Origin of the sequence: Xanthomonas sp. BRIP62415 (assembly GCF_003993515.1) — a bacterium.
Taxonomy (GTDB): domain Bacteria; phylum Pseudomonadota; class Gammaproteobacteria; order Xanthomonadales; family Xanthomonadaceae; genus Xanthomonas; species Xanthomonas euroxanthea.
In genome coordinates this window covers 1-20,393 of record NZ_QEZH01000014.1, presented here as the reverse complement: position 1 = coordinate 20,393, position 20,393 = coordinate 1, and the positions used below count along the sequence as shown (strand labels likewise).

Here is a 20,393-nt window from a genome sequence, read left to right as displayed (position 1 = left end):
TCGCTTATCGCGCATGTGCCTGCTGCCGCGCTTCCCAGGCGGCCAACGCCTGCCGGTAGCGCGCCAGTTCCTCCGCGTACAGATCGTGCACGCACAACGGGCAACCGCTTTCGCAGCACTCGTTGGGTGCAGGCGGCTCGGGCGGCTGCGGGCGTGGATCATGATCGGGAGCGACGCGGTCGTGCATGCGCGCATTGTAGCGTGCGCCACCAGCGCGCCCGGATGAACCGCCTGGCCCCGTGTGCCGGGTCAGCGCCCCAGCCGCCGCCGCAGATTGGCCCGTGCCGCAGCGTCGTAGCGCGCATGAAAGTCGTCGCTCAGAAAGATGCGCGGACGCTCCAGCAGGCCGGCCAGGAACCGCCTGCGATTGAGCCGGAACAACAGGCTGGGCACATGCCCGCGGTATTCGACGGCAATGGCCTGGTCGTAGGCATCGAACACCGCCGCCGGTGCGGCCAGGATCGCCATGTCGCAATCCAGGAACAACGCCGCTTCGGCATCGACATCCGCCGGCTGCAGTTGTCCGTGGCGTGCGGTCAGCAGGATCAGGTGCTGCACGCGCTGCAGATCCACCGACACCTGCGGCCACCAGCGCGGGATGCAGTCCGCCGCCCACCTGGCCGATTCCGCCTCGTTGTCGCTGCGCCCGGGTTGATACACCGCATCGTGGAACAGCACCGCCAACCAGACTTCGACCGGCTGCTGCCAGCCCGGCCCGGCGGCGACCTCGGCGTAATGCTGCAGCAGCGCGCGCACATGACCGAAGTGGTGATAGGCGCGCGGCGGCGTGGCATAGGCCTGTTCGAGCGCAGCCAGGTGCTGCGGCTGCAATGGCAGTGGTGTGGTGGTGGCGTCCATGCACGCAGGCTACCGCGGACGCACCTGCCCGCGCATCAGCGCAGCGACCACTGCCCTTCGAGCTGGTAACGCGACTGGCCCAGAAAGCTGCGCACCAGCGCGAACTCGCGCACCGTCCACGCCAGCGCCTCGCAGCGCCGTTGCGGCAACGACTGGTTGCAGTACAGCAGCGTCATATGCGGCGTGTACTGCGCATCGCCGGCAATGCCCGCATGCGCCAGTTGCCGGCCCAGCGCGCCCTGCAGTTCGTACAGCCCGCGCACCTTGTCTTCGCCACGCAGCACGCACGGCAGCTGCGAACGTCGTCCCCCGAAGGTGCCCACCCGATCGAACTCCACCGCGAACGCGTCCATTGCCACGCGCTCGGCCGCCTGACTGGCACGGCTCACCAACGACGGCGGCAAGCCGCCCGCGTAATCACCCAGATGATGCAGGGTCACATGCAAGCGTTCGCGCGCCAGCGGCCTGCCATCGACCTGGCCACCATGCAGCAGCCCATCGGCAATCGCCGCGGCGCGCTGGGCAGTCGATGCATCGGCCATCACCGCGAAGAACAGGCGCTCAGTGGTCTTCTCCTCGCCAAGGCCAAGCGACAGCTGCGCCTCGGCCGAGGACAGGTACAGGAACTGCTGTTTCATGGGCTGATTCCACGACCGCGTACGCGGACCTGCCGGAAGAAGGGCGGCGGATACTAGCAGACCAACTGCGTGCGTGACACGCCTTCAACATCCACGCCACAACGTGGAACGCGCGCAATGCGTGGAACAACAACAGTGTCACTGGCTGCGCGTGGCACAAAAAGAAACGGGCAGCTCGCGCTGCCCGTTTCCGCCTTTATCGGTTCACTCCACAAGCTGCATCACAGGGATGCGCCTGGGTCACGCGCGCAGGTTATGCGGCGCTCTTCATCGCATGCTTGCGGTTACGCATCACGTCATGACAGGCGCGCACTTCCGGCAGCAGACGCAATGCGGCGTCGCGTGCGGCGGCCGGGGTGTCCTGATCGGCGATGGTTTCATCGAATGCCTTCAGCAAACGATCTTCGGACTCTTCCAGTTCGGCCACATAGCCATACTTGGTGTCGCCCAGGGTTGCGCGCACCTTGCCGTAGAACTGCTGCATGCTGCCGACCATGGTGCCGCTGGTTTCCGGCTTGCCACCGACCGAGGCGACGACGCTGCTCAGGTTGCTGACGATGTCGGACTTCACGCCGGCGATGCGGCGGAACAGCGTTGCAAGTTCCGCATCGCCCACCTTGGCAGCAGCTTCTTCGTAGAAGTCCTTGCCGTCGCGGGAAATGGCGATGAGGTCGTTGAGGCTGTGCTCGGTCTTGCTCTGAATGCTCATGTGTCGCTCCTGGTTACGATGGGCCAGCGCTGCGCGAGTCGAAAAGGCGCTTGCGCTGGCTTTCGGGGGATGAGGCAATCGATGTGCTGATTGCATGCCTTGACGTTGTGTACGGCCTTAGCTTGGGGGGACACCCATAATCGAGATGTGAGTGCGGTGGCGATTGTCCTCACGCGATCATGCAGGCAATGAATGGCGATTCATCGATGCCAAGACCGGGTCAAGCTATTTCGGCCGGCGACTCGCCCACATGTTGTCGACCAGATTGGGATACGGCCGGCCAGCTTCCTCCGCACGCTGTCTGGCAGCGGTTTTCTGGGCAGCGGTCAGCGGCGTGGACGCGGACCTCCCCTTGGGCTTCGGGCGCTTCCATGGAGGTGGGGTGAAGTCGGTCATGGCGCTGTACGGTCCGCTCGCAATGAAGCATGCAGTCTCGACGTCGGGCCGTGAGTCGGCCGTGGATGGAGCCCTGCATCCCGGATATGCAACTGCATCGCGGGTAGGACCGCTATCCATGCTGCCACTCATCACGGCAACGGCCGCATGCGGCAGAGCCGGCTGGATAACCGCCTGTGCCAACGCGCCCCAGCCGCTGCGCTTCAGCAGCTCGCCAGCGCCGTCCGCTGCCGGCGTTCCTGCCAGACCGCCAGGGCATACACCAGCAAGCCGCCCAGCGCAGTGGCCGCGCCCACGTAGCCGGTCGAGGTCCAGCCCCACCCGGCCGTGATCGCCATGCCACCCAGCCATGGCCCCAGCGCATTGGCGGTATTGAACGCGGCATGGTTGGACGCCGCCGCCAGGGTCTGCGCCTCTGCGGCCACATCCATCAGCCGCGTCTGCAGTGCAGGTGCCAGCGCCCCCATGGTGCCGACCGCCACGATCGACACGAATACCCACAGGCCCGACTGCGCGGCCAACGGGAAGGTCAACATCACCACCACCGACCACACCAGCAACACCGGTACCGCACGGAACTGCATGCGATCGAACAGCCAGCCGCCCAGGATGCTGCCGAGCACGCCGCCGACACCGAACGCCACCATTGCCAGCGGAATCCGCGCCGGCGCCACGCCGGTCACTGCGGTCAGGGTGGGCGCCAGATAACTGAAGACGCAGAACATGCCGGAAAAACCCACCGCGCCGATCGCCAGGGCCAGCCACACCTGCGGCTGGTTGAAGGCCCGCAGCTCGCGCAGCGGCTGTTGGCGCGGCTCGTCCGGCGCGGGCGGCAAGCGTGATGCCACTGCGGCGACCGTGCACAACGCAAGCACCGATACCGCCGCGTAGGCCCAACGCCAGCTCACGATCTGGCCCAGCCAGGTCGCCAACGGATTGCCCACCAGCAAGGCGATGCTCAGGCCCAGCAACACCCGGCCCACCGCAGTGGCGCGCTGATTGGGCGGGCTGATCGACGCGGCGACCAATGAAGCAACGCCGAAGTAGGCGCCATGCGGCAAGCCGGCGATAAACCGGCACAGCAACATCGTGTGGTAGCTCGGCGCCAGCGCACTGGCGAGATTGCCCAGCGCGTAGAACACCATCAACAGCAGCAACAAGGTGCGCCGCGGCCAGCGGGCGCCGACAATCGCCAGCAACGGCGCACCGACCACCACACCCAGCGCATAGGCGCTGATCACATGGCCGACCTGCGGCTCGCTGATCTGCAGGCCCTGCGCGATCTGGGTCATCAGCCCCATGGTGGAAAATTCGCTGATGCCGATCGCAAAGCCACCCATCGCCAACGCAAACAGGATCAGCACGTAATCGCGCCGGGACACACGCGGCGTCGAAAGATCGGTATCGGACATGCCCGACTCCAGGATGACGGGGCGGCTTATTATTGTGCAACGCAGCAATCGACGAAAGCGCGGCGCCTGCTGCGATTCAGCGCCAGGCCCCAGCACATCACAGTTTGGCAAATCCCGTCGCGACAGAAGACGCTGTGTCCTATCGCTATCGCTCGAATCCGCTTTGGTCCGCCACCATCGCTAGGGGGCACTCGCGATCGGCGCGGTGTCGCGCACGGCGCGTGATCCACACCCAATTGGTTGCTGATGTCCACATCCACTGAATCCCCATTGTTCTCACCGGTGCGCCTGGGCGCGCTGGATCTTGCCAACCGCGTGATCATGGCGCCGCTGACGCGCAATCGCGCCGTCGCCGGGCAGGTGCCCTCGCCGCTCGCCGCCGAGTACTACGGCCAACGCGCCAGTGCCGGATTGATCGTGGCCGAAGGCACGCAGATCAGCCCGCTGGGCCAGGGCTATCTGGATACGCCCGGCATCCACACCGCCGCGCAGGTCCAGGGCTGGCGTGCGGTCACCGATGAAGTGCATCGTCGTGGCGGCAAGATCGTGTTGCAGCTGTGGCATGTGGGCCGCGTCTCGCACACCAGCGTGCTACCGCCAGGCGAATCGCCGGTGGCGCCCAGCGCCATCCGCGCCGAGGGCAAGACCTACACCAAGGATGGCTTCCAGGATGTCTCCGAGCCGCGCGCGCTGGCGCTGGACGAAATCCCCGCCTTGATCGAGGACTACCGCATCGCCGCGCGCAATGCCATCGACGCCGGCTTCGACGGCGTGGAAGTCCATGCGGCCAACGGCTACCTGCTCGACCAGTTCCTGCGTGACGGCTCCAACCAGCGCACCGACGCGTACGGCGGCGACATCGAAAACCGGACCCGCCTGCTCACCGAAGTGATGCAGGCCATTGCCGACGAGATCGGTGCCGAGCGCACCGGCGTGCGGCTGTCGCCGGTCACGCCGGTGTACGGCATGCACGACTCCGATCCGCAGCCCTTGTTCGAACGTGCGGTGGAGCGTCTCAACCTGATCGGCGGGCTGGCCTTCGTGCACGTGATCGAAGGCGCAACCGGCGGTGCGCGCGACAACGTCGCCTTCGACTATGCCGCGCTGCGCGCAAAGTTCGACGGCGCCTGGATCGCCAACAACAGCTACGACAAGGCGCTGTCCGACCACGCCATCCACAGCGGCTACGCCGATGCGATCGCCTTCGGCCGGCCCTTCATCGCCAACCCGGACCTGGTGCGTCGCCTGCGCGAGAACGCCCCGCTGGCCGATGTCGACCAGGCCACGCTGTACGGCGGCGGTGCCAAGGGCTATATCGACTACCCCGCCCTGCCGGACTAAGAGCGCTGCAGCAGTACCGCGCCGCCGTCAGGCGGGGGCGGCGGTGCGCGGAATCGGCATCACGTCGGTTCCTCCGCGCCATCCGCACCCATCTAACAACGGCTCGCTATGTTCATCAGCCGCTGTAAGGCACACCGGCTGCGCTCGGCATCAAGCGAGCGCAGCCGCTGCGGCAGATCGGTCCGTCCATGCACGCAGCGCGGCTCCGGGCCTCGGGCAGCCCCGTGCGTCTTGCATGCGCCAAGCGCCCTGCTGCCGGATCGCGATGCGGCGGCCATCGGGCACCTGCCCACTCAATCATTGAACCAGCGCGCAACACCACGCGCTTGTGCGTGTTACGCAACAGGCTGGCGACGACGCATACGTATCCATGGCACCGTGCTTGCAACGCCGATGCCTTCGCACCGTCGCACTATCGGCAGCAACCACATGACGCGCGCACCCGGCCCCGCTAGGATCATGCCGACACTGTTTTCTGGACTGCCGATGCGGCCCCTGCTCACTGCTGTTCTCTTCTGCACGCTGCTGATCTGCGGGCAAGCGTCCGCCGTGCCGTTCTGGGGCGCGCGCCAGTCCAGCCCTGCTGAAACGGCGCCGGCCGACCTCAAGCCGGGCGAATGGATCTGGGGCGGCGTCAGCAAGGGCTGGGGGCCGATGGCGGTGATCGTCAGCCTCACCGAGCAACGCGCCTATGCGTATCGCAACGGCATCCTGATCGGCATTTCCACCATCAGCTCCGGCAAGCCCGGGCACGAGACACCGACCGGTGTGTTCACCATCCTGCAGAAGGACAAGGACCACCGCTCCAATCTCTACAACGCCGCGCCGATGCCGTATCAGCAACGCCTGACCTGGGACGGCGTGGCCCTGCACGCAGGCGGCCTGCCCGGGTATCCGGAATCGCATGGCTGCGTGCATCTGCCGTCGGAATTCGCGCGGCTGCTGTTCGACAACTCCAACATGGGCATGGTGGTGGTGGTTGCGCAGGCCGGCGTGGATGCCGACGCGGTGGTGCATCCACGCGCGCTCAGCCCGATCGACCCCACCACCGGCGCGCAGCGTGCGTTGCTGCCGCTGCCCAACGGCCAGACCTTTGCGTGGCAACCGGAACTGGCGCCCACCGGCCCGATCTCGATGCTGGTCAGCAGCAGCGATCAGCAGCTGGTGGTGTATCGCAACGGCGTGGAAATCGGACGCGCGCAGGTGGCATTGCGCGCACAGGCCGGTGCCGCGCCGCTGGGCACACAGGCGTTCATCGTCGGCCAGGGCTTCCTGCCTGGCGAGGTGCCTGGCCTGCCCGGTCAACGCATGCCCAACTGGATGCGCATCGGCATCCCCGGCAGCAATGCCGCGGCAGGACAGCCGCTGGATGCCGACACCATCGCCCGGCTGCAGGTGCCGCCGGCATTCCTGGCCGGCCTGCTGCCGCTGCTGACGCCGGGTGTGGTGCTGGTCGCCACCGATCAACGCATCCTTCCCGAAACCACCGGCGGCAAGCTGCAGGTGCTGGATTCGGATCCGCCCGAGGCGCCGTGAGCGCAGGCTGCGCCGCGTTATCGTGCCGGCGAGTTGCAAGCTGCGCGTGAGGTTGCGCGCGCGCATGCTTGCAGCCCAGCATCGGCAGGCACTCGTATGCGCTGGCGGTGCCGAGCGCTGGCCGTCCGCCCGCCGTTGTTGAGCGCGCGACCCGACGCGCGTTGCTGCGATTGTCAGCGCGACCTGCCTGGCAGATGATGCAGACATCCCTCATTGCCAAGGATGTGCGTGATGCGTTTACTCACTGCGGTTCTGCTCGGCATCACGCTATTCGGTTACGCGTCCTCCACGGCAGCGGCCGAGCCGCTGCGCCCTGCCGCACCGAACGCCGAGTGCCTGGATGCGCGCAAGGTGACGGAACTGCATCAAGCCGATCCGCGCACGCTGGCGGTGGCCGAACAAGGCGGACGGCTGTTCCGCATCAGCCTGGCGCAGGACTGCCCGCAACTGGCCGCACAAGCCGATGCCAGCCTGCTGGCGGCGCACGGCTGGGTCTGCAACGGTGCACCGGCATACGTGAGCTCGGGCCAGCAGCACTGCGCGGTCAGCCAGATCGCCAGCTTGAGTGCGCGCGAGTACGCCAGCGCGGCGCGGCAACGCGACGGCGTTATCCCGACCCTGGACGGGGTCAGCGTGCGCGAAGCGCGCCGGCGCAATTTCGCCGGCTCGTCCAGCTACTGCTTCAACCCCAGCATGCTGCGTTCGTGGTCGGAAGACGGCCAGGGGCTGGTGGTGGAAGTGTCGCCACGTCACCCCGGCACGCATCGCCACTACCGCGTCGAACTGATGGACAGCTGCCGCGAACTCAGCGGCGCGCCGCCGATTCGCTTCGTCTCCGGCATGGGCTTGAACGCGATCTGCGGCAATCCCGGCGACAAGGTCGATGTGCTCGACGAAATGGCACTTGCCGGCGCAGCTGCCGGATCCGGCCAGCAGGGCGACCTGAGCACCACCCGCGGCGGCCTGGCTGCGCGGATGCGCCAGAGTTGCATGGTCGCGGCGGTGTATCCGCGCGACTGAGCGTGCCGCAACGTAGGAGCACGCTTGCGCGCGAGGGAGCATTAGCGATGACGCCCCATCGCGCGCTAGCGCGCTTCTAACACACGCTACATGCGGCGCCCCCGCAACAGCCTCAGGCCTTGCGCAGGAAACAGGTCTTCAGCACCAGCCCCTTGATCTTTTCCGAATTGCCTTCGATGTGCTCGGCATCGTCTTCGACCAGGCGGATGTTGCGGATCAGCGTGCCCTGCTTAAGCGGAATCGACGAACCCTTGACCTTCAGGTCCTTGATCACGGTCACCGTGTCGCCGGCCTGCAACAGGTTGCCGTTGCTGTCGCGCACCACCGTCGTGGTCGCGGCGGATTCGCCGGCGCTCCATTCGAAGCCGCAGTCTGCGCAAATCCACAACGCGCCATCGGCATAGGTATTGTCCAGGCCACATTGCGGGCAGGCGGGAACGGGAGACATGCGATTCCTGAGAGTTGAAACGGGTGTGAATTGTAGCCTCCCTGCCGCGCGATCACGTCTCCGGCACGGCACCAGCGCGATAGTGCGGCGCTTGTCGAATGCCCTGCAGGTCGCGCGTGTCCAACCCATCGGTTCCCCAAGCCCCCGGCGCTGCGCCAGGACCCACCGAGCCCGCGGCTGGCGAACCGGGCGCGGAAAAAAAGACCGGCTCGCATCTGGTGGTCTACGTCGCGCTGGCCGGCAACCTTGCCATCGCGGTCGCAAAATTCATTGCCGCAGGGATTTCGGGCAGCTCGGCGATGCTCAGCGAAGGCGTGCACTCGCTGGTGGACACCGTCAACGAAGTCCTGCTGCTGTACGGCCTGCGCCGCGCAGCGCAGGCACCGACGCCGACCCATCCGTTCGGATACGGGCGCGAGCTGTACTTCTGGAGTTTCATCGTTGCGCTGCTGGTGTTCGCGATGGGCGCAGGCGTGTCGCTGTACGAAGGCATCGTGCATCTGCGCAACCCCGAGCCGGCCAAGAGCCATCTGGTCGCCTACATCGTGCTCGGCGTGTCGATCGTGTTCGAAGGCATTTCCTGGGTGGTGGCGCTGCGCGAATTCCGCGCCAAGAAGGGCCGCATGGGGTATTTCCAGGCATTCCGGCAGAGCAAGGACCCCAGCACGTTCACCGTGCTGCTGGAAGACAGCGCCGCCTTGATCGGCTTGTTCATGGCGGTACTGGGCCTGGCCGGCGCGCAATTGCTGGACATGCCCGAGCTCGATGGCATCGCCTCGATCGGCATTGCCTGCGTGCTGGCCTTCACCGCATTCCTGTTGGCGCGCGAAACCAAGGGCCTGCTGATCGGCGAACCCGCGCATGCGCACGTCACCGAATCGCTGCTGCGCATTGCCGCCAGCGATCCGGACGTGCGTGCCGCCAATGGCGTATTGACCATGCAGATGGGCCCGAACCAGGTGGTCGCCGCCCTGAGCGCCGAGTTCGAGGACAGCCGCACCACCCCGCAGATCGAGGCCTGCGTCGGGCGCATCGAAGCGGCCGCCAAGCGCCAGCACCCCGAACTCACCGCGCTGTTCATCAAGCCGCAGACACCGGAAACCTGGCATGCGCGGCGTGTCCAGATGGAACAGGGTGCCGAGAAGGAATAGCGCGCTGCAGGCCGTGGATTGCGCGCGATGCGATGCGATCCGATGCGGCCAACGGCTGCGCAATACTGCGCATGGCGCTGCTGACGTTCGAGCTCCGATGCAGCGCCAGGAATGGGCCGCATCGCAGAGCTGACATCGTCACCACCAAGCTGATCCTCGCCATAACCGCCGCCGCGGCTGCGGTTGCATCGCCTGGGGCGATTGCCTACGGTAGGCGGGCACCAACTCCTGGCGTCGTGAGTCAGCCGACGCATCCCACTCGATCATCAGCATGGAGGTTTCCAATGGAAATCAGCCAGGGTCGCGTTGCGACCATTCATTACACCCTTTCCGACGACAGCGGCCAGGTCCTGGACCGTTCGACACCGGACACGCCGTTGAGCTATCTGCACGGCGCCGGCAACATCGTGCCCGGCCTGGAACAGGCGCTGGACGGCAAGCGCAGCGGCGAGACGCTCACTGCCGACGTGGTGCCCGAACAAGGCTACGGGCCGCGCCACGCGCAGCTGATCCAGCAGGTGCCGCGCGCGGCATTCCCGACCGATGTCGAGGTCGTGCCGGGCGTGCAGTTCGAGGCGCGCACGCAGCAGGGCCCGGTGCTGGTCACCGTCACCGAGGTCGGCCCGGAGCAGGTCACCGTCGACGGCAACCATCCGCTGGCCGGGCAGACCCTGCATTTCGCGGTCGAAGTCATCGAGGTGCGCGAAGCCACCACCGAAGAACTGAACGAAGGCCAGGTCGCCAGCGTCGCGGCCTGATTGGGTGTGCCGCGTGCCTGTGGGCATGCGGCAGTTCGGCTGCTGCGACGTCCGAACGCAGCGCGACGGGCGTCGCCGGCAGCAGAAGTAGTAAAGTGCGCGGCCCGCTCACAGGCCTGCTTGCATGAAACTCGGCATCGACTTCGGTACCAGCAACTCCGCCGCTGCGGCGATCGTCGATGGCCAGGTGGTGCCGGTGCGCTTCGGCGAGGCCCTGCAGTTCCGCACCACGGTGTATTTCCCCGACACGATGCGCGACCCGGACGATTTCAGCCTGACCCCGGCGCTGGAATACGAGGTCGAACGGCTGATCGACTCCGGCCGTCGCGACGCGGCCGCGGCCGGCCGCACCTCCAGCACCGAGAGCCTGCGCCGCGACGCGATCCGCATCGTGCGCCGCCAATGGATGGAAGAGCAGGTGCGCGAGCCGCGCAGCTCCGCCGCCCTGCTGCAGAACGCGGTCTACGGCGACGAAGCGCTGGATGCGTACTTCCTGGAAGGCGAAGGCAGCCTGGTGCAGAGCCCCAAATCGATGCTGGGCTACAACCTGCATCCGCGCGCACGCCAGACCATCACCGGCATCGCCACGCATGTGCTGGAGCACATCCGGCTCACCGCCTCGCGCCAGTTCGACATCAATATCCGCAGCGCCACGCTGGGCCGCCCGGTGCAGTTCCGCAGTTCCATCGGCGAGGCCGGCAACGCGCAGGCGCTGGAAATCCTGCAGACCGCCGCGATCGCCGCCGGCTTCGACCAGGTGGATTTCCTCGAAGAACCCGCAGCGGCCGCGATGCACTACCACGTCAGTCACGACAGCCGCCATGACACCGTGGTGGTGGACATCGGCGGCGGCACCACCGACATCGCCCATGCCAGCGTCGGCGGCAGCGCCGCGCCGCAGGTCCACCGCGCCTGGGGCATCGCGCGCGGCGGTACCGACATCGATCTGGCGCTCAGTCTGGCCGCCTACATGCCGCTGTTCGGCCGCGGCATCACCCGCGTGCCCACCCACCACTACGTGGAAGCGGCGATGGTGCAGGACATGACCCGCCAGCGCGAATTCCGCCTGCACAAGTACCAGGATGTCCCCGCCCCGTTCGACAAGCGCCTGCAGGCACTGCAGGACACCGGCAACACCGCGCGCCTGTACCGCGGCGTGGAAGCCTGCAAGATCGCACTCAGCGAGCGCGACCGGCATCAGGCCGCACTGGACTTCATCGAACGCGGGCTGGACGTGGAGGTGCAGGCCAGCGCGCTGGCTGGGTCTGCTTCCAACTATCTGGGCGAACTGGAAGGCCTGCTCGCACAGGTCCGTGCCGACCTGGCTGCGCCGCCCGCGACACTGTTCCTGACCGGCGGCATGTCGCGCGCCGGCTATATCCGCGACACGGTGGCAGCCGCGTTCCCGGAATCGCGCCTGGTGCAGGGCGACCCGTCCTTTGGGGTGGTGCAGGGCCTGGCCTGGGCAGCGGCCGCCGGGGCCCGCCCGTCGGGCGGTTAAGGCAACCTGCGCTCGCATCCCTTATAATGCACGGTTGCTGCATGATGCTTAGCCGTCTTGTCAGCAAGGCACGCTTGCCGTGCCACCGCGATTGCGCACCGAACGCGACCGCACCTCTCGACACCGCTTCCGCGCGCGCCACCCTAGCCGCACGCGGTGTCATTGCACTTCCCCGCTACAGGAGGCCACATGGCACGTCCCGCGACCAAGCAGAAATCCCAGCCCAGCATCGCTCGCAGCGAAGGCAAGTCGCAGCCGCTCAGTCGTGAGCGCATCGCTGCCGACATCGCCGCGTTCCGCAAGACCGGCGGCCGGATCGAAGTGCTCACCACCAACTTCGGCCCTGCGCGTAACGACGGCGACAAGATCGCTTAAGCGTTACCCGCAATCGAAAAGCGTAGAACCGACGTGCCACCGCAAGGTGGCACGTTCGTTTCCGGCCCTGGGCGTTGCGGGCGTCCGGCATCGTCATCGATGCGCCCTCGACCCACATGCGATGCCAGCCCGATGGCGCCATCGCCGGTCCCCAGCGGCAACGCCGCGGCGATATGCGCGATCCCGCAAGCCATCGCAGCAGCCATGAGTGCGCCCTGCCGTCGCCACCGCTGCGCGCACATTCACCCCGCGCACCGGCCGCGCAACGACGGCCCCGTTACAATGAGGGTTCTCCAAGAACCTGCACGATGTGATGTCCGCGTCCGACGCTTTGCCCACGATGATCCGTAGCCTGCTGCCGCACTGGAACCCGCAGTGGCTGACTGTCGCCGTAGTGACGGTGCAGATCGTGTTGATCCTCAGCGTTGCCGCACTGGTTCGGCTGCTGCTGCGGCAAGTGCTGCGACGCCTGTGTACGCGCTACAGCCTGCCGGCGGAAATGATGATCGGCATCCGTCGCGTGGGCAGCTTCGTCATTTCCGTCACTGCGGTGCTGACGGTACTGAACGTGCTGGGCGTCTCCAGCGGCACCTTGTGGACGGCGTTCACCGGATTTGCGGCAGTTGGTGCAGTGGCGTTCTTCGCGGCATGGAGCGTGCTGTCCAACATCTTCTGCACCTTCCTGATCATCACCACGCGCCCGTTCCGCCTGCACGACCATATCGAACTGCTGGAAGGCGGCGACAAGCCCGGCTTGAAGGGCCGGGTGATCGACATCAACGTGATTTACACGACCCTGGAAGAAACCGGCGACCACGCCGGTAGCGTGCTGCAGGTGCCCAACAGCCTGTTCTTCCAGCGCACCACGCGGCGCTGGCGCGAGACCAGCCACTTCACCACCAACTGAGCATGGCTATGGCTGCCAGCAGTGCGTGATAGCACCTGGCCGGCAGCTCCCAGATGCGCGGTAGGCGCATCAGCTGCCGCGGCGTACCAGCGGCAAGGGCCGTCCGTAGCACCGGCCGCGCCCGCTTTTGCGCCTAGCCCAGTCGTCGGTTGGCCGCGCTGGAACGCTCCCCATGGCAATCAACGCAGCTGGCTGTCCTTGCTGCCACGACGGTTGTAGCCGCCTTGCGCGGCCTGCTCAAGGTCGTGCGCCTGCTGACAGTTCACGCATAAATGCACCCCCGGCACCGCCTTGCGGCGTGCCTCGGGAATGGGGGCATCGCATTCTTCGCAATGCGTCAGGCTCGGGCCTTGAGGCAGCTGGCTCCGCGCGCGCTTGATCGCATCCTCGACGGTCGCATCGATCTGATCCTGCACCGCCCCATCACCTGCCCATCCGGTCGCCATGATCGCCTCGGCTTGTCTGCTCAGAATTGGAATATGGGCATGCGCACGGGCAAATCCAAGCCACACGTGCACAGTGCGCTCAAATCAGGTGCTTTAGCATCCGCTCATCCGCACTCTTCGAGGAAGTCGCAATGGAACAACCCGTCCACCCGTTCTCCGAACTATTTGCCCAGTTGGGCCTGCCATCGGACGAAGTCAGCATTCGCGGCTTCATCGATGAACACTCCCCGCTGCCGGGCGACATGCGTCTGGAAGAGGCGCCTTTCTGGACGCCGGCACAGGCGCAGCTGTTGCGTGAAGAACGCCTCGACGATGCCGACTGGATCGTGACCATCGATCAACTCAATATTGCGCTGCATACCACTGCCGAGAACACCGGCGTCTGATCTGCGCACGCGGGCAGCGATCGCCTTGCGCTCGACCTCGCTCGCGGCCCCGCTGTCGTTATCTCGGTTCAGCAGATGGCAGGAACAAAAAAGGAGCGGCCAATGGCTGCTCCTTCTGCTTTCCGGGTGATGCGGCCGGCCTGCAAAGCGCACGCCGCAGCCACGCCCTGCGGGGTCAGGTCACCTTCTTGGCGATCGTCATGCCGAGCACGAACAGCACGATAGCGATGATGATGCCGGCCCAGAACAGGAACTTGGCAATCCCCATCGCAGCGCCTGCCATGCCGCCAAATCCGAGCGCACCGGCAATCAGTCCGATGATGGCGAAAATAATGGCCCACTTGATCATGTTTGTTGTCTCCTCATCCGGCACGGTGCCGTGTTCAGTCGTGTGCTTGCGCGGTCGTGCCGCAAAACATGCGCTGCACGCTACGCATCCGGATGTGCCGCATTCGTGAATACGCCTGACACACGACGCCACATTCGCGCATGCACCGTCGCCAGCAGCACCCGCATCGGCGATCATGCGCACTTCGCAGCAATCGATTGGCATGGACACTCTTCGCTACCTCGCCGGTTACCCGCCCGCCGTGCTGGATCAGGTACGCGAGCTGATCGCGCAGGACAAACTCGCCCTGGTGCTGGCACGCCGCTACCCGGATCGCCACACGATCCGCAGCGACCGGCAGTTGTACGACTACGTCAAGGCCATGAAGGAGCGCTACATGCGCTCCTCGCCCACCGTGCACAAGGCGCTCTACGACAACCATCTGCAGGTGGTGAAGCATGCACTGGGCACGCACACGGCGATCTCGCGCGTCCACGGCAGCCGCCTCAAGGCCAGCCGCGAGATCCGCATCGCCTCGGTCTTCCGCGACGCGCCCGAACCGTTCCTGCAGATGATCGTCGCCCACGAGCTGGCGCACCTGAAAGAGGCCGATCACAACAAGGCCTTCTACCAGCTGTGCAACCACATGAGCCCGGACTACCACCAACTGGAGTTCGACCTGCGCCTGTATCTGACCCACCTGGCGCTGTCCGCGGACGCCTGATCGCGCACCGGCAGGCGAAGGCAGCGCGGCCAGGTCGCCGCCCGTCCGTGGCGGCCGGTTGCCAGGCCGGCAAGCACCATCTGCACTGATCACCGGCACTGCTGCCCTCCACCTGGCCTCGGGCGGCATCCGCGCCCGCCCGAGGCCAGGCACGACAGGGGTGCCGGCCTCTCCTAGAATGCGGCCATGCAGGCACCGTCCCTCCAGCAGCTCACCGATGCCGCGCAGACCGCGCAACCTGCAGCAATGACGGCGTTGGCACATGCGTTGGTGCGCATGGGGCAGGCCGAGCAGGCGCTGGACTGGTACACGCGTAGTGCAGCCGCAGGCGATGCCAGCGCGCAGATCGAAGCCGGCCGCATGCTGGCCTACGGTGTCGGGTGCGAGGTGGACGTGGCCCAGGCGCTGACCCACTGGCAGCAGGCCGAACGCCAGGATGTGGCGGCAGCGCGCTATCTGTTGGCGACCCTGGCCGTCACCGACAACCCTGTGGCGCTGGACGTGCAGGCAACCTCTCGCCTACGGGCCGCAGCCGCTGCCGACCATCCGCCTGCGTTGCGCGCGCTGGCCATCCAGCATGGCCGGATCGATCACCCCGCGCAGCAACGCCGCTGCGTTGCCTTGCTGGAGCGCGCGGCCGCAGCCGGCGATGCAGTGGCGGCCGCGCTGCTGGCCGAGCGCCTGCTGCGTGGCGAAGGTGTCCCGCCGCAGCCCGACGCCGCGGCCCAGCTGCTGCGGCAATTGCAACCGCTGGGCATTGCCGCGCCGCCTGCCGTGCGGATCACGCCGCCGGATCCGGGCGGCGACGGTCAGCGCATCGGTTTCGCTGCCCGACACATCGCCACGCGCCGCCATGACGCGCCCATGATCGAAGAAATCTCCGGCGTGCTGTCTGCCGACGAGTGCCGCTTGTTGATGTTGCTGGCGCGACCGCACCTGCGCGCCTCCGAGGTGGTCGACCCCGACGATGCCAGCACACGCCGCGCGCCGATCCGCACCAGCCGCGGCGCCACGCTGGACCCGATCCTCGAAGACTTTGCCGCGCGTGCGGCGCAGGCGCGCGTGGCGGCCTGCGCGCAGCTGCCGTTGACCCATGCCGAAGCGCTGTCGGTGCTGTGCTACGCGCCGGGTGAGCAGTATCGTGCGCATCGCGACTACCTGCCGCCCGGCACGATCGCCGCCGACCGCCCCGCTGCCGGCAATCGCCTGCGCACCGCCTGCGTCTACCTCAACGACGTCGACGCAGGTGGCGACACCGACTTCCCGGTCGCGGGCGTGCGCGTGCGTCCACGTGCCGGGTCGGTGGTGTGCTTTGACAATCTGCACGCCAATGGCCGCCCCGACCCCGACTCGCTGCACGCCGGCCTGCCGGTCAGCGCAGGGACGAAATGGCTGGGAACCCTGTGGTTTCGGCAGCGGCGCTATCGGCATTGGTGAACAGATTCATACACCAGCCCCCGCCGACGTGGTTTAAAATGTTGCAGCGCGACGTGATCGGACAGGGTCTGCAGACGTCGCGTTTTTGTTTCCCATTGCACGGGTTCCGGCCCGGCCTCAGGGAAGGCACATCACGCAGCCCCCGCGGAGCCTTCGATGCTTTTCGAAACCCTCGACACCACCGGCCACGAGCAGGTGATCTTCTGTCACAACCGCGACGCCGGCCTGAAAGCGATCATCGCCTTGCACAGCACCCGTCTCGGGCCTGCGCTGGGTGGCGTGCGCATGCGCCCCTACCCCAATAGCGAGGCGGCGCTCAACGATGCGCTGCGGCTCAGCCGCACCATGACCTACAAGAACGCGCTGGCCGGATTGAATGTGGGCGGCGGCAAGGCGGTGATCATCGGCGACCCCAGAAGCGACAAGAGCGAAGCGCTGTTTCGCGCGTTCGGCCGCTTTGTCGACACCCTGGGCGGACGCTACATCACCTCCGAGGACGTCGGCACCGACGTCAACGACATGGAACAGATCTATCTGGAGAGCGAGTACGTCACCGGCGTGCACCAGGTGCACCGCGGCTCCGGCGACCCGGCCCCGTTCACCGCCTACGGCGCGTTGCAGGCACTGATGGCCTCGCTCAATCGCAGGCTCGGCCACGAGGAAGTCGGCAAGGCCAGCATCGCGATCCAGGGCCTGGGCCATATCGGCATGGAGCTGGTGAAACTGCTCAAGGAACGCGGCGCCAAACTCTATGTGGCCGACCTGAATCCGGCGCTGGTGGACCGCGCGGTGGCCGAATACGGCGCCGAAGCGGTGAGCATCGAGGAGATCTACCAGGTGCCGGCCGATGTGTTCGCACCGTGCGCGCTGGAAGGGGCGATCAACGAAGACACACTGCCGCGGCTGAAGGCCAAGATCATCTGTGGCACCGCCAACAACCAGCTTGCCAGTGCCGCCATCGGCGAAGAGCTGCACAAGCGCGGCATCCTGTATGCGCCCGATTACGTGGTCAATGCCGGCGGCGTGATGAATGTGTCGCTGGAGATCGACGGCTACAACCGCGAACGCGCGATGCGCCTGATCCGCAGCATCTATCACAACCTGGAAAAGGTGTTCGACCTGTCCACCCGCTTGGGCGTCGCGCCGCAGCAGGCAGCCGACCAGATTGCCGAGGCGCGGATCGAGGCCATCAGCAAGCTCAAACTGCCGCTGGGCCGCACCGCACCGCGTTTTCTGCACAAGCTGCGCGGCGAGTGATCCACCTGCCCAGGCACGTTGCCTGGACAGGTGCACCACCGATCACACACCAACGCTCACCCATGCAACGCGCCGATCAGAAATCGGCGCTGTAGCGCAGGCTCAGCGCGCGATCGTCACCGCGCTCGCCCACCCGCTGGTCATAGCCGAAGCGCAACTGGCTCTGCTGTCCCAACGGCGCGGCCGCGGTGATGCCGAACAGCCCACCCGAGCGCGCCGGCTGCATGCCGCGCAATGGCGCCCATGCATCCACGCCGATGAAGCTGGCATCGAGCATCAGGCCTTCGCTGCTCAACGCCTGCTGCCATTCGGCATAACCGCCGAGCTGCACGCCGCGCCAGCGATAGGCCGAACGCACACCGGCCAGCACCTGGGTGCGCGAGGACGTGCTGGCATCGGCACGCAAGCCGAAGCCGTCGCCACCGCTTTCGCGGAATCCTTCGCTGCGCAGGCGCACGTAATCCAGGCCCATGTAAGGCGTCAGGCTGGCGCGCGCGCCGCCCAGGCGATACCCGGTTTCCAGGTTGCCGCTGAGGTAACTGCCGCTGTAGTCGCTGAAGGCATTGCTGCGCTCTTCGCCCAGTTGCAGGCTGCGCTCGATCTGCCGGTTGACGTTGCCGAAACCCAGCTGGCCCAGCGTGTACGCCGCCCCCAGCGTGGTGCCCCAGTACAGCTGCCCCTGCACCTGCCGGTCGCGCCCGCGTGCACCGTCCAGATCGCCCAGGCTGCTGGAGCGCGTTTCGCCGAAGGCAAAACCGGTGACTGCGCCGGACGCCAGGCGCAGGTCGTTGCCCATCATCCACCCCGAAGTGGCGAATCCCGCGGTGGTCACCCCACCCTCGCCCGGCCCGCCCAGCGCACGCTGCCAGACGCCCAGCATGCGCGGCTGCTGCGATACCCCATCGAAATGCGCGGCCAACGCACGCCTGCCCAGATCGATGGTGTCGAAGGTCATCGCTGCCGACTCGGCATGCGCACGGCCGGACAGACTCCGCAGCGAATCGGCGGCAGCCCTGGCATCCGGTGACTGCTGCAAGGCCGCTGCGGCGCGGATAAAGCCACTGCTGATGCCGCCAGTGCCCTGCAGCTGCTGCGCATCCACCTGCTGGAATGCCTGCTCGACACGGATTGCCGAATCCATCGCCGCCGTGCCGGTCATGCCCAGCGTGGCGGCAACGGCGGTGGCATTCAAACTGCGCAGGGCAAGGTAGGCCGTATTGCTGTCGTAGGTCAGCGAGGCATCCAGAAAGGTCACGGCCGCGCCGCGGCTGAGCGTATCGAAGGTGCCCTGCAGCCCGCTGCTGGCCTGCAACAGCGTGTAGGTGGTGTTGTCGACCACGTAATCGCGGCGACCGAGCACCTGCAGATCGCCGGCAATCGTCGCGGTCCCGATCACGTTCACCCGGTCGCCCACGTTCAGGGCCAGGCGACCGTCGCTGGCCTGGGTGTAGTTGCCTGCGATCGACAGCGTCGCACTGTTGACCTGCAACGTGCCGGCATTATCGACGCGTCCGCCGATCCTGCCCGCGCCGATCAACGCCGCACCATTGGCAATGCCCACGCGCGCACTCTGCAGGCTGGCCGTCTGCAAGGTGCCCTCCAGCACCTGGGTGTCGCCGTTGAACGTATTGGCCCCACTGCTCAACACCAGCGTGCCGGTGCCGCGTTTGGTCAGGCCACCTGTGCCACTGATGTCGTTGGCCCAGGTGGAACGCAAGGTGTTGACGGTGACATCCACCGTGCCCCAATCCAAGCGCGCCGGCCCCAGCACCGCCTTGCCGACATTGAGCAGGCCGTAGCCGAAGGTCGGGTCGACACCGGCCGCGCCCAGATCGGTCGCCGTTCCCAATAGCGTCTGCCGCACCAGGTCGTTGTTGAAGTACGGAAACGCCTGCCACACCAGCGCAGCCGCACCGGACACCAGCGGTGCGGCAAACGAGGTGCCGCTGCCATAGAAATAACGGAGATTGCTGGCGGTGGCATCTGGGTCGAGGAACATCGAGGTGCCCGGCGCCACCAGGCAATAGCGCATCGCCACGCCGCAGGCATTGGAATACGACGCCAGCTGCGTGGGATTGGCGGTATCCAGTGCACCGACGACCAGCCAGCCGCGCTCCAGATCGGCGGCCGGCAGCGTGCCGTTCGGGCCCACCTGACTGGGCAGCGCGGCGGTATCGGACGGTTGCGATCTGGATTCGTTACCCGACGCGAACACCACCAGCCCATCGTTGCCGATGACGAACGGCCGGTATTCCTGCGCGATCTGGTTGGTGACGGCCGGGTCGTTCCAATACAGCCCGCCCCACGAGTTGTTCATGATGCGCACGCCTGCGCTGACCAGATCGGCATGCACCGGCGCCAGGCCAAGCGGACCATCGACCTGGTTGCCTTCGCCGCTGCCATCATCGTCCGGCGCTTCGTCGTTGATGATGCGGGCGGACACCAGGCCCGCGCCGCTGGCGATGCCGCCCGGCCACTGGCCCACTGCGCGCCCGGCTGCCAGCTGCGCGACCACCGTCCCGTGACCCACCACATCGCCTGCGGCGACATTGTTCGTGCGCGGATCCACATAGATGAAGCTGTCGCTGACCCGCCCCTGCAGGGCCGGATGATTGGTATTGATGCCGGTATCGATCACGCCGATGCGATATCCCGCACCGGTGAACCCCAATGCCTGCGCGGCGCGTGCGTTGGTCAGCGTCAAATGCGCATCGATTGCAGGCTCCGGCGTGGTCGGCGGTGCCACCACCGGCGGAGGCGGGGGC

Annotated in this window: 21 protein-coding genes; 12 read left to right on the top strand and 9 right to left on the bottom strand. The window is 66.7% G+C overall.

The annotated features are described in order from the left end of the window. Positions 1-4: 4 nt before the first annotated feature. From EO141_RS04820 to EO141_RS04795, 5 genes are all read right to left on the bottom strand, one after another. Positions 5-187, bottom strand: coding sequence for an oxidoreductase-like domain-containing protein (locus tag EO141_RS04820; protein ID WP_104648309.1), 183 nt, complete (start codon positions 185-187; stop codon positions 5-7). A gap of 62 nt (positions 188-249) precedes the next feature. Next, positions 250-858 (bottom strand): hypothetical protein, encoded by a 609-nt coding sequence (locus tag EO141_RS04815; RefSeq protein WP_127168641.1) that lies wholly within the window; start codon positions 856-858, stop codon positions 250-252. A 35-nt stretch (positions 859-893) separates the two neighbouring features. Continuing rightward, the gene (gene thpR / locus EO141_RS04810; protein ID WP_104648307.1) at positions 894-1,496 is read right to left on the bottom strand and encodes an RNA 2',3'-cyclic phosphodiesterase; all 603 of its coding nucleotides are present in this window, start codon (positions 1,494-1,496) and stop codon (positions 894-896) included. 253 nt (positions 1,497-1,749) lie between these two features. Next, positions 1,750-2,205 (bottom strand): PA2169 family four-helix-bundle protein, encoded by a 456-nt coding sequence (locus EO141_RS04805; protein WP_016903501.1) that lies wholly within the window; start codon positions 2,203-2,205, stop codon positions 1,750-1,752. 599 nt (positions 2,206-2,804) lie between these two features. Beyond that, positions 2,805-4,013 carry an MFS transporter gene (locus EO141_RS04795; protein ID WP_164739067.1) on the bottom strand — a complete coding sequence of 403 codons (1,209 nt, stop codon included), beginning with the start codon at positions 4,011-4,013 and terminating at the stop codon, positions 2,805-2,807. 246 nt (positions 4,014-4,259) lie between these two features. Between EO141_RS04795 and EO141_RS04790 the strand changes: the two genes are divergently transcribed. From EO141_RS04790 to EO141_RS04780, 3 genes are all read left to right on the top strand, one after another. Continuing rightward, positions 4,260-5,354, top strand: coding sequence for an alkene reductase (locus tag EO141_RS04790; protein ID WP_127168639.1), 1,095 nt, complete (start codon positions 4,260-4,262; stop codon positions 5,352-5,354). Between the two features lie 480 nt (positions 5,355-5,834). Beyond that, complete coding sequence (locus EO141_RS04785) at positions 5,835-6,890, top strand: L,D-transpeptidase (protein ID WP_126969086.1); 1,056 nt, start codon at positions 5,835-5,837, stop codon at positions 6,888-6,890. 231 nt (positions 6,891-7,121) lie between these two features. Further along, positions 7,122-7,910 carry a hypothetical protein gene (locus EO141_RS04780; RefSeq protein ID WP_241236622.1) on the top strand — a complete coding sequence of 263 codons (789 nt, stop codon included), beginning with the start codon at positions 7,122-7,124 and terminating at the stop codon, positions 7,908-7,910. 112 nt (positions 7,911-8,022) lie between these two features. On the opposite strand, the gene EO141_RS04775 is transcribed toward EO141_RS04780, so the two are convergent. After that, entirely contained in the window at positions 8,023-8,358 is a 336-nt protein-coding gene (locus EO141_RS04775; RefSeq protein WP_047130753.1) for a zinc ribbon domain-containing protein YjdM, read from the bottom strand. Positions 8,359-8,456: 98 nt separating this feature from the next. Between EO141_RS04775 and EO141_RS04770 the strand changes: the two genes are divergently transcribed. The 5 genes from EO141_RS04770 (at position 8,457) to EO141_RS04750 (ending at position 13,050) form a co-directional block, all read left to right on the top strand. Continuing rightward, entirely contained in the window at positions 8,457-9,509 is a 1,053-nt protein-coding gene (locus tag EO141_RS04770; protein ID WP_164739066.1) for a cation diffusion facilitator family transporter, read from the top strand. Between the two features lie 284 nt (positions 9,510-9,793). Continuing rightward, positions 9,794-10,267, top strand: a complete 474-nt coding sequence (locus tag EO141_RS04765; protein ID WP_127168637.1) for a peptidylprolyl isomerase — start codon at positions 9,794-9,796, stop codon at positions 10,265-10,267. 124 nt (positions 10,268-10,391) lie between these two features. Beyond that, entirely contained in the window at positions 10,392-11,768 is a 1,377-nt protein-coding gene (locus EO141_RS04760; protein ID WP_127168636.1) for an Hsp70 family protein, read from the top strand. A 189-nt stretch (positions 11,769-11,957) separates the two neighbouring features. Then, a complete protein-coding gene (locus EO141_RS04755; protein WP_010366034.1) occupies positions 11,958-12,143 on the top strand; it encodes a hypothetical protein in 186 nt (61 codons plus the stop codon). 313 nt (positions 12,144-12,456) lie between these two features. Further along, positions 12,457-13,050 carry a mechanosensitive ion channel family protein gene (locus EO141_RS04750; RefSeq protein ID WP_164739065.1) on the top strand — a complete coding sequence of 198 codons (594 nt, stop codon included), beginning with the start codon at positions 12,457-12,459 and terminating at the stop codon, positions 13,048-13,050. Between the two features lie 179 nt (positions 13,051-13,229). On the opposite strand, the gene EO141_RS04745 is transcribed toward EO141_RS04750, so the two are convergent. Next, on the bottom strand, positions 13,230-13,496 hold the full coding sequence (locus EO141_RS04745; protein ID WP_104583447.1) for a DksA/TraR family C4-type zinc finger protein: 267 nt from the start codon (positions 13,494-13,496) through the stop codon (positions 13,230-13,232). 131 nt (positions 13,497-13,627) lie between these two features. Here EO141_RS04745 and EO141_RS04740 point away from each other — a divergent pair, with 131 nt between their 5' ends. After that, the gene (locus EO141_RS04740) at positions 13,628-13,882 is read left to right on the top strand and encodes a DUF2789 domain-containing protein (RefSeq protein WP_104583448.1); all 255 of its coding nucleotides are present in this window, start codon (positions 13,628-13,630) and stop codon (positions 13,880-13,882) included. 175 nt (positions 13,883-14,057) lie between these two features. Here the strand turns inward: EO141_RS04740 and EO141_RS04735 are convergent, their stop codons facing one another. Then, a complete protein-coding gene (locus tag EO141_RS04735; RefSeq protein WP_003489471.1) occupies positions 14,058-14,231 on the bottom strand; it encodes a DUF1328 domain-containing protein in 174 nt (57 codons plus the stop codon). 175 nt (positions 14,232-14,406) lie between these two features. Between EO141_RS04735 and EO141_RS04730 the strand changes: the two genes are divergently transcribed. The 3 genes from EO141_RS04730 to EO141_RS04720 all read left to right on the top strand — a co-directional run bounded on the left by EO141_RS04730 (position 14,407) and on the right by EO141_RS04720 (position 17,628). Further along, a complete protein-coding gene (locus EO141_RS04730; protein WP_164739064.1) occupies positions 14,407-14,934 on the top strand; it encodes a M48 family metallopeptidase in 528 nt (175 codons plus the stop codon). 186 nt (positions 14,935-15,120) lie between these two features. Then, complete coding sequence (locus EO141_RS04725; protein WP_127168633.1) at positions 15,121-16,371, top strand: 2OG-Fe(II) oxygenase; 1,251 nt, start codon at positions 15,121-15,123, stop codon at positions 16,369-16,371. Between the two features lie 156 nt (positions 16,372-16,527). Further along, positions 16,528-17,628, top strand: coding sequence for a Glu/Leu/Phe/Val dehydrogenase dimerization domain-containing protein (locus EO141_RS04720; protein ID WP_115676429.1), 1,101 nt, complete (start codon positions 16,528-16,530; stop codon positions 17,626-17,628). Positions 17,629-17,704: 76 nt separating this feature from the next. Here the strand turns inward: EO141_RS04720 and EO141_RS04715 are convergent. Further along, positions 17,705-20,393, bottom strand: a 2,689-nt coding sequence (locus EO141_RS04715) for a S8 family serine peptidase (protein ID WP_164739063.1), incomplete at its 5' end; no start/stop codon positions are given.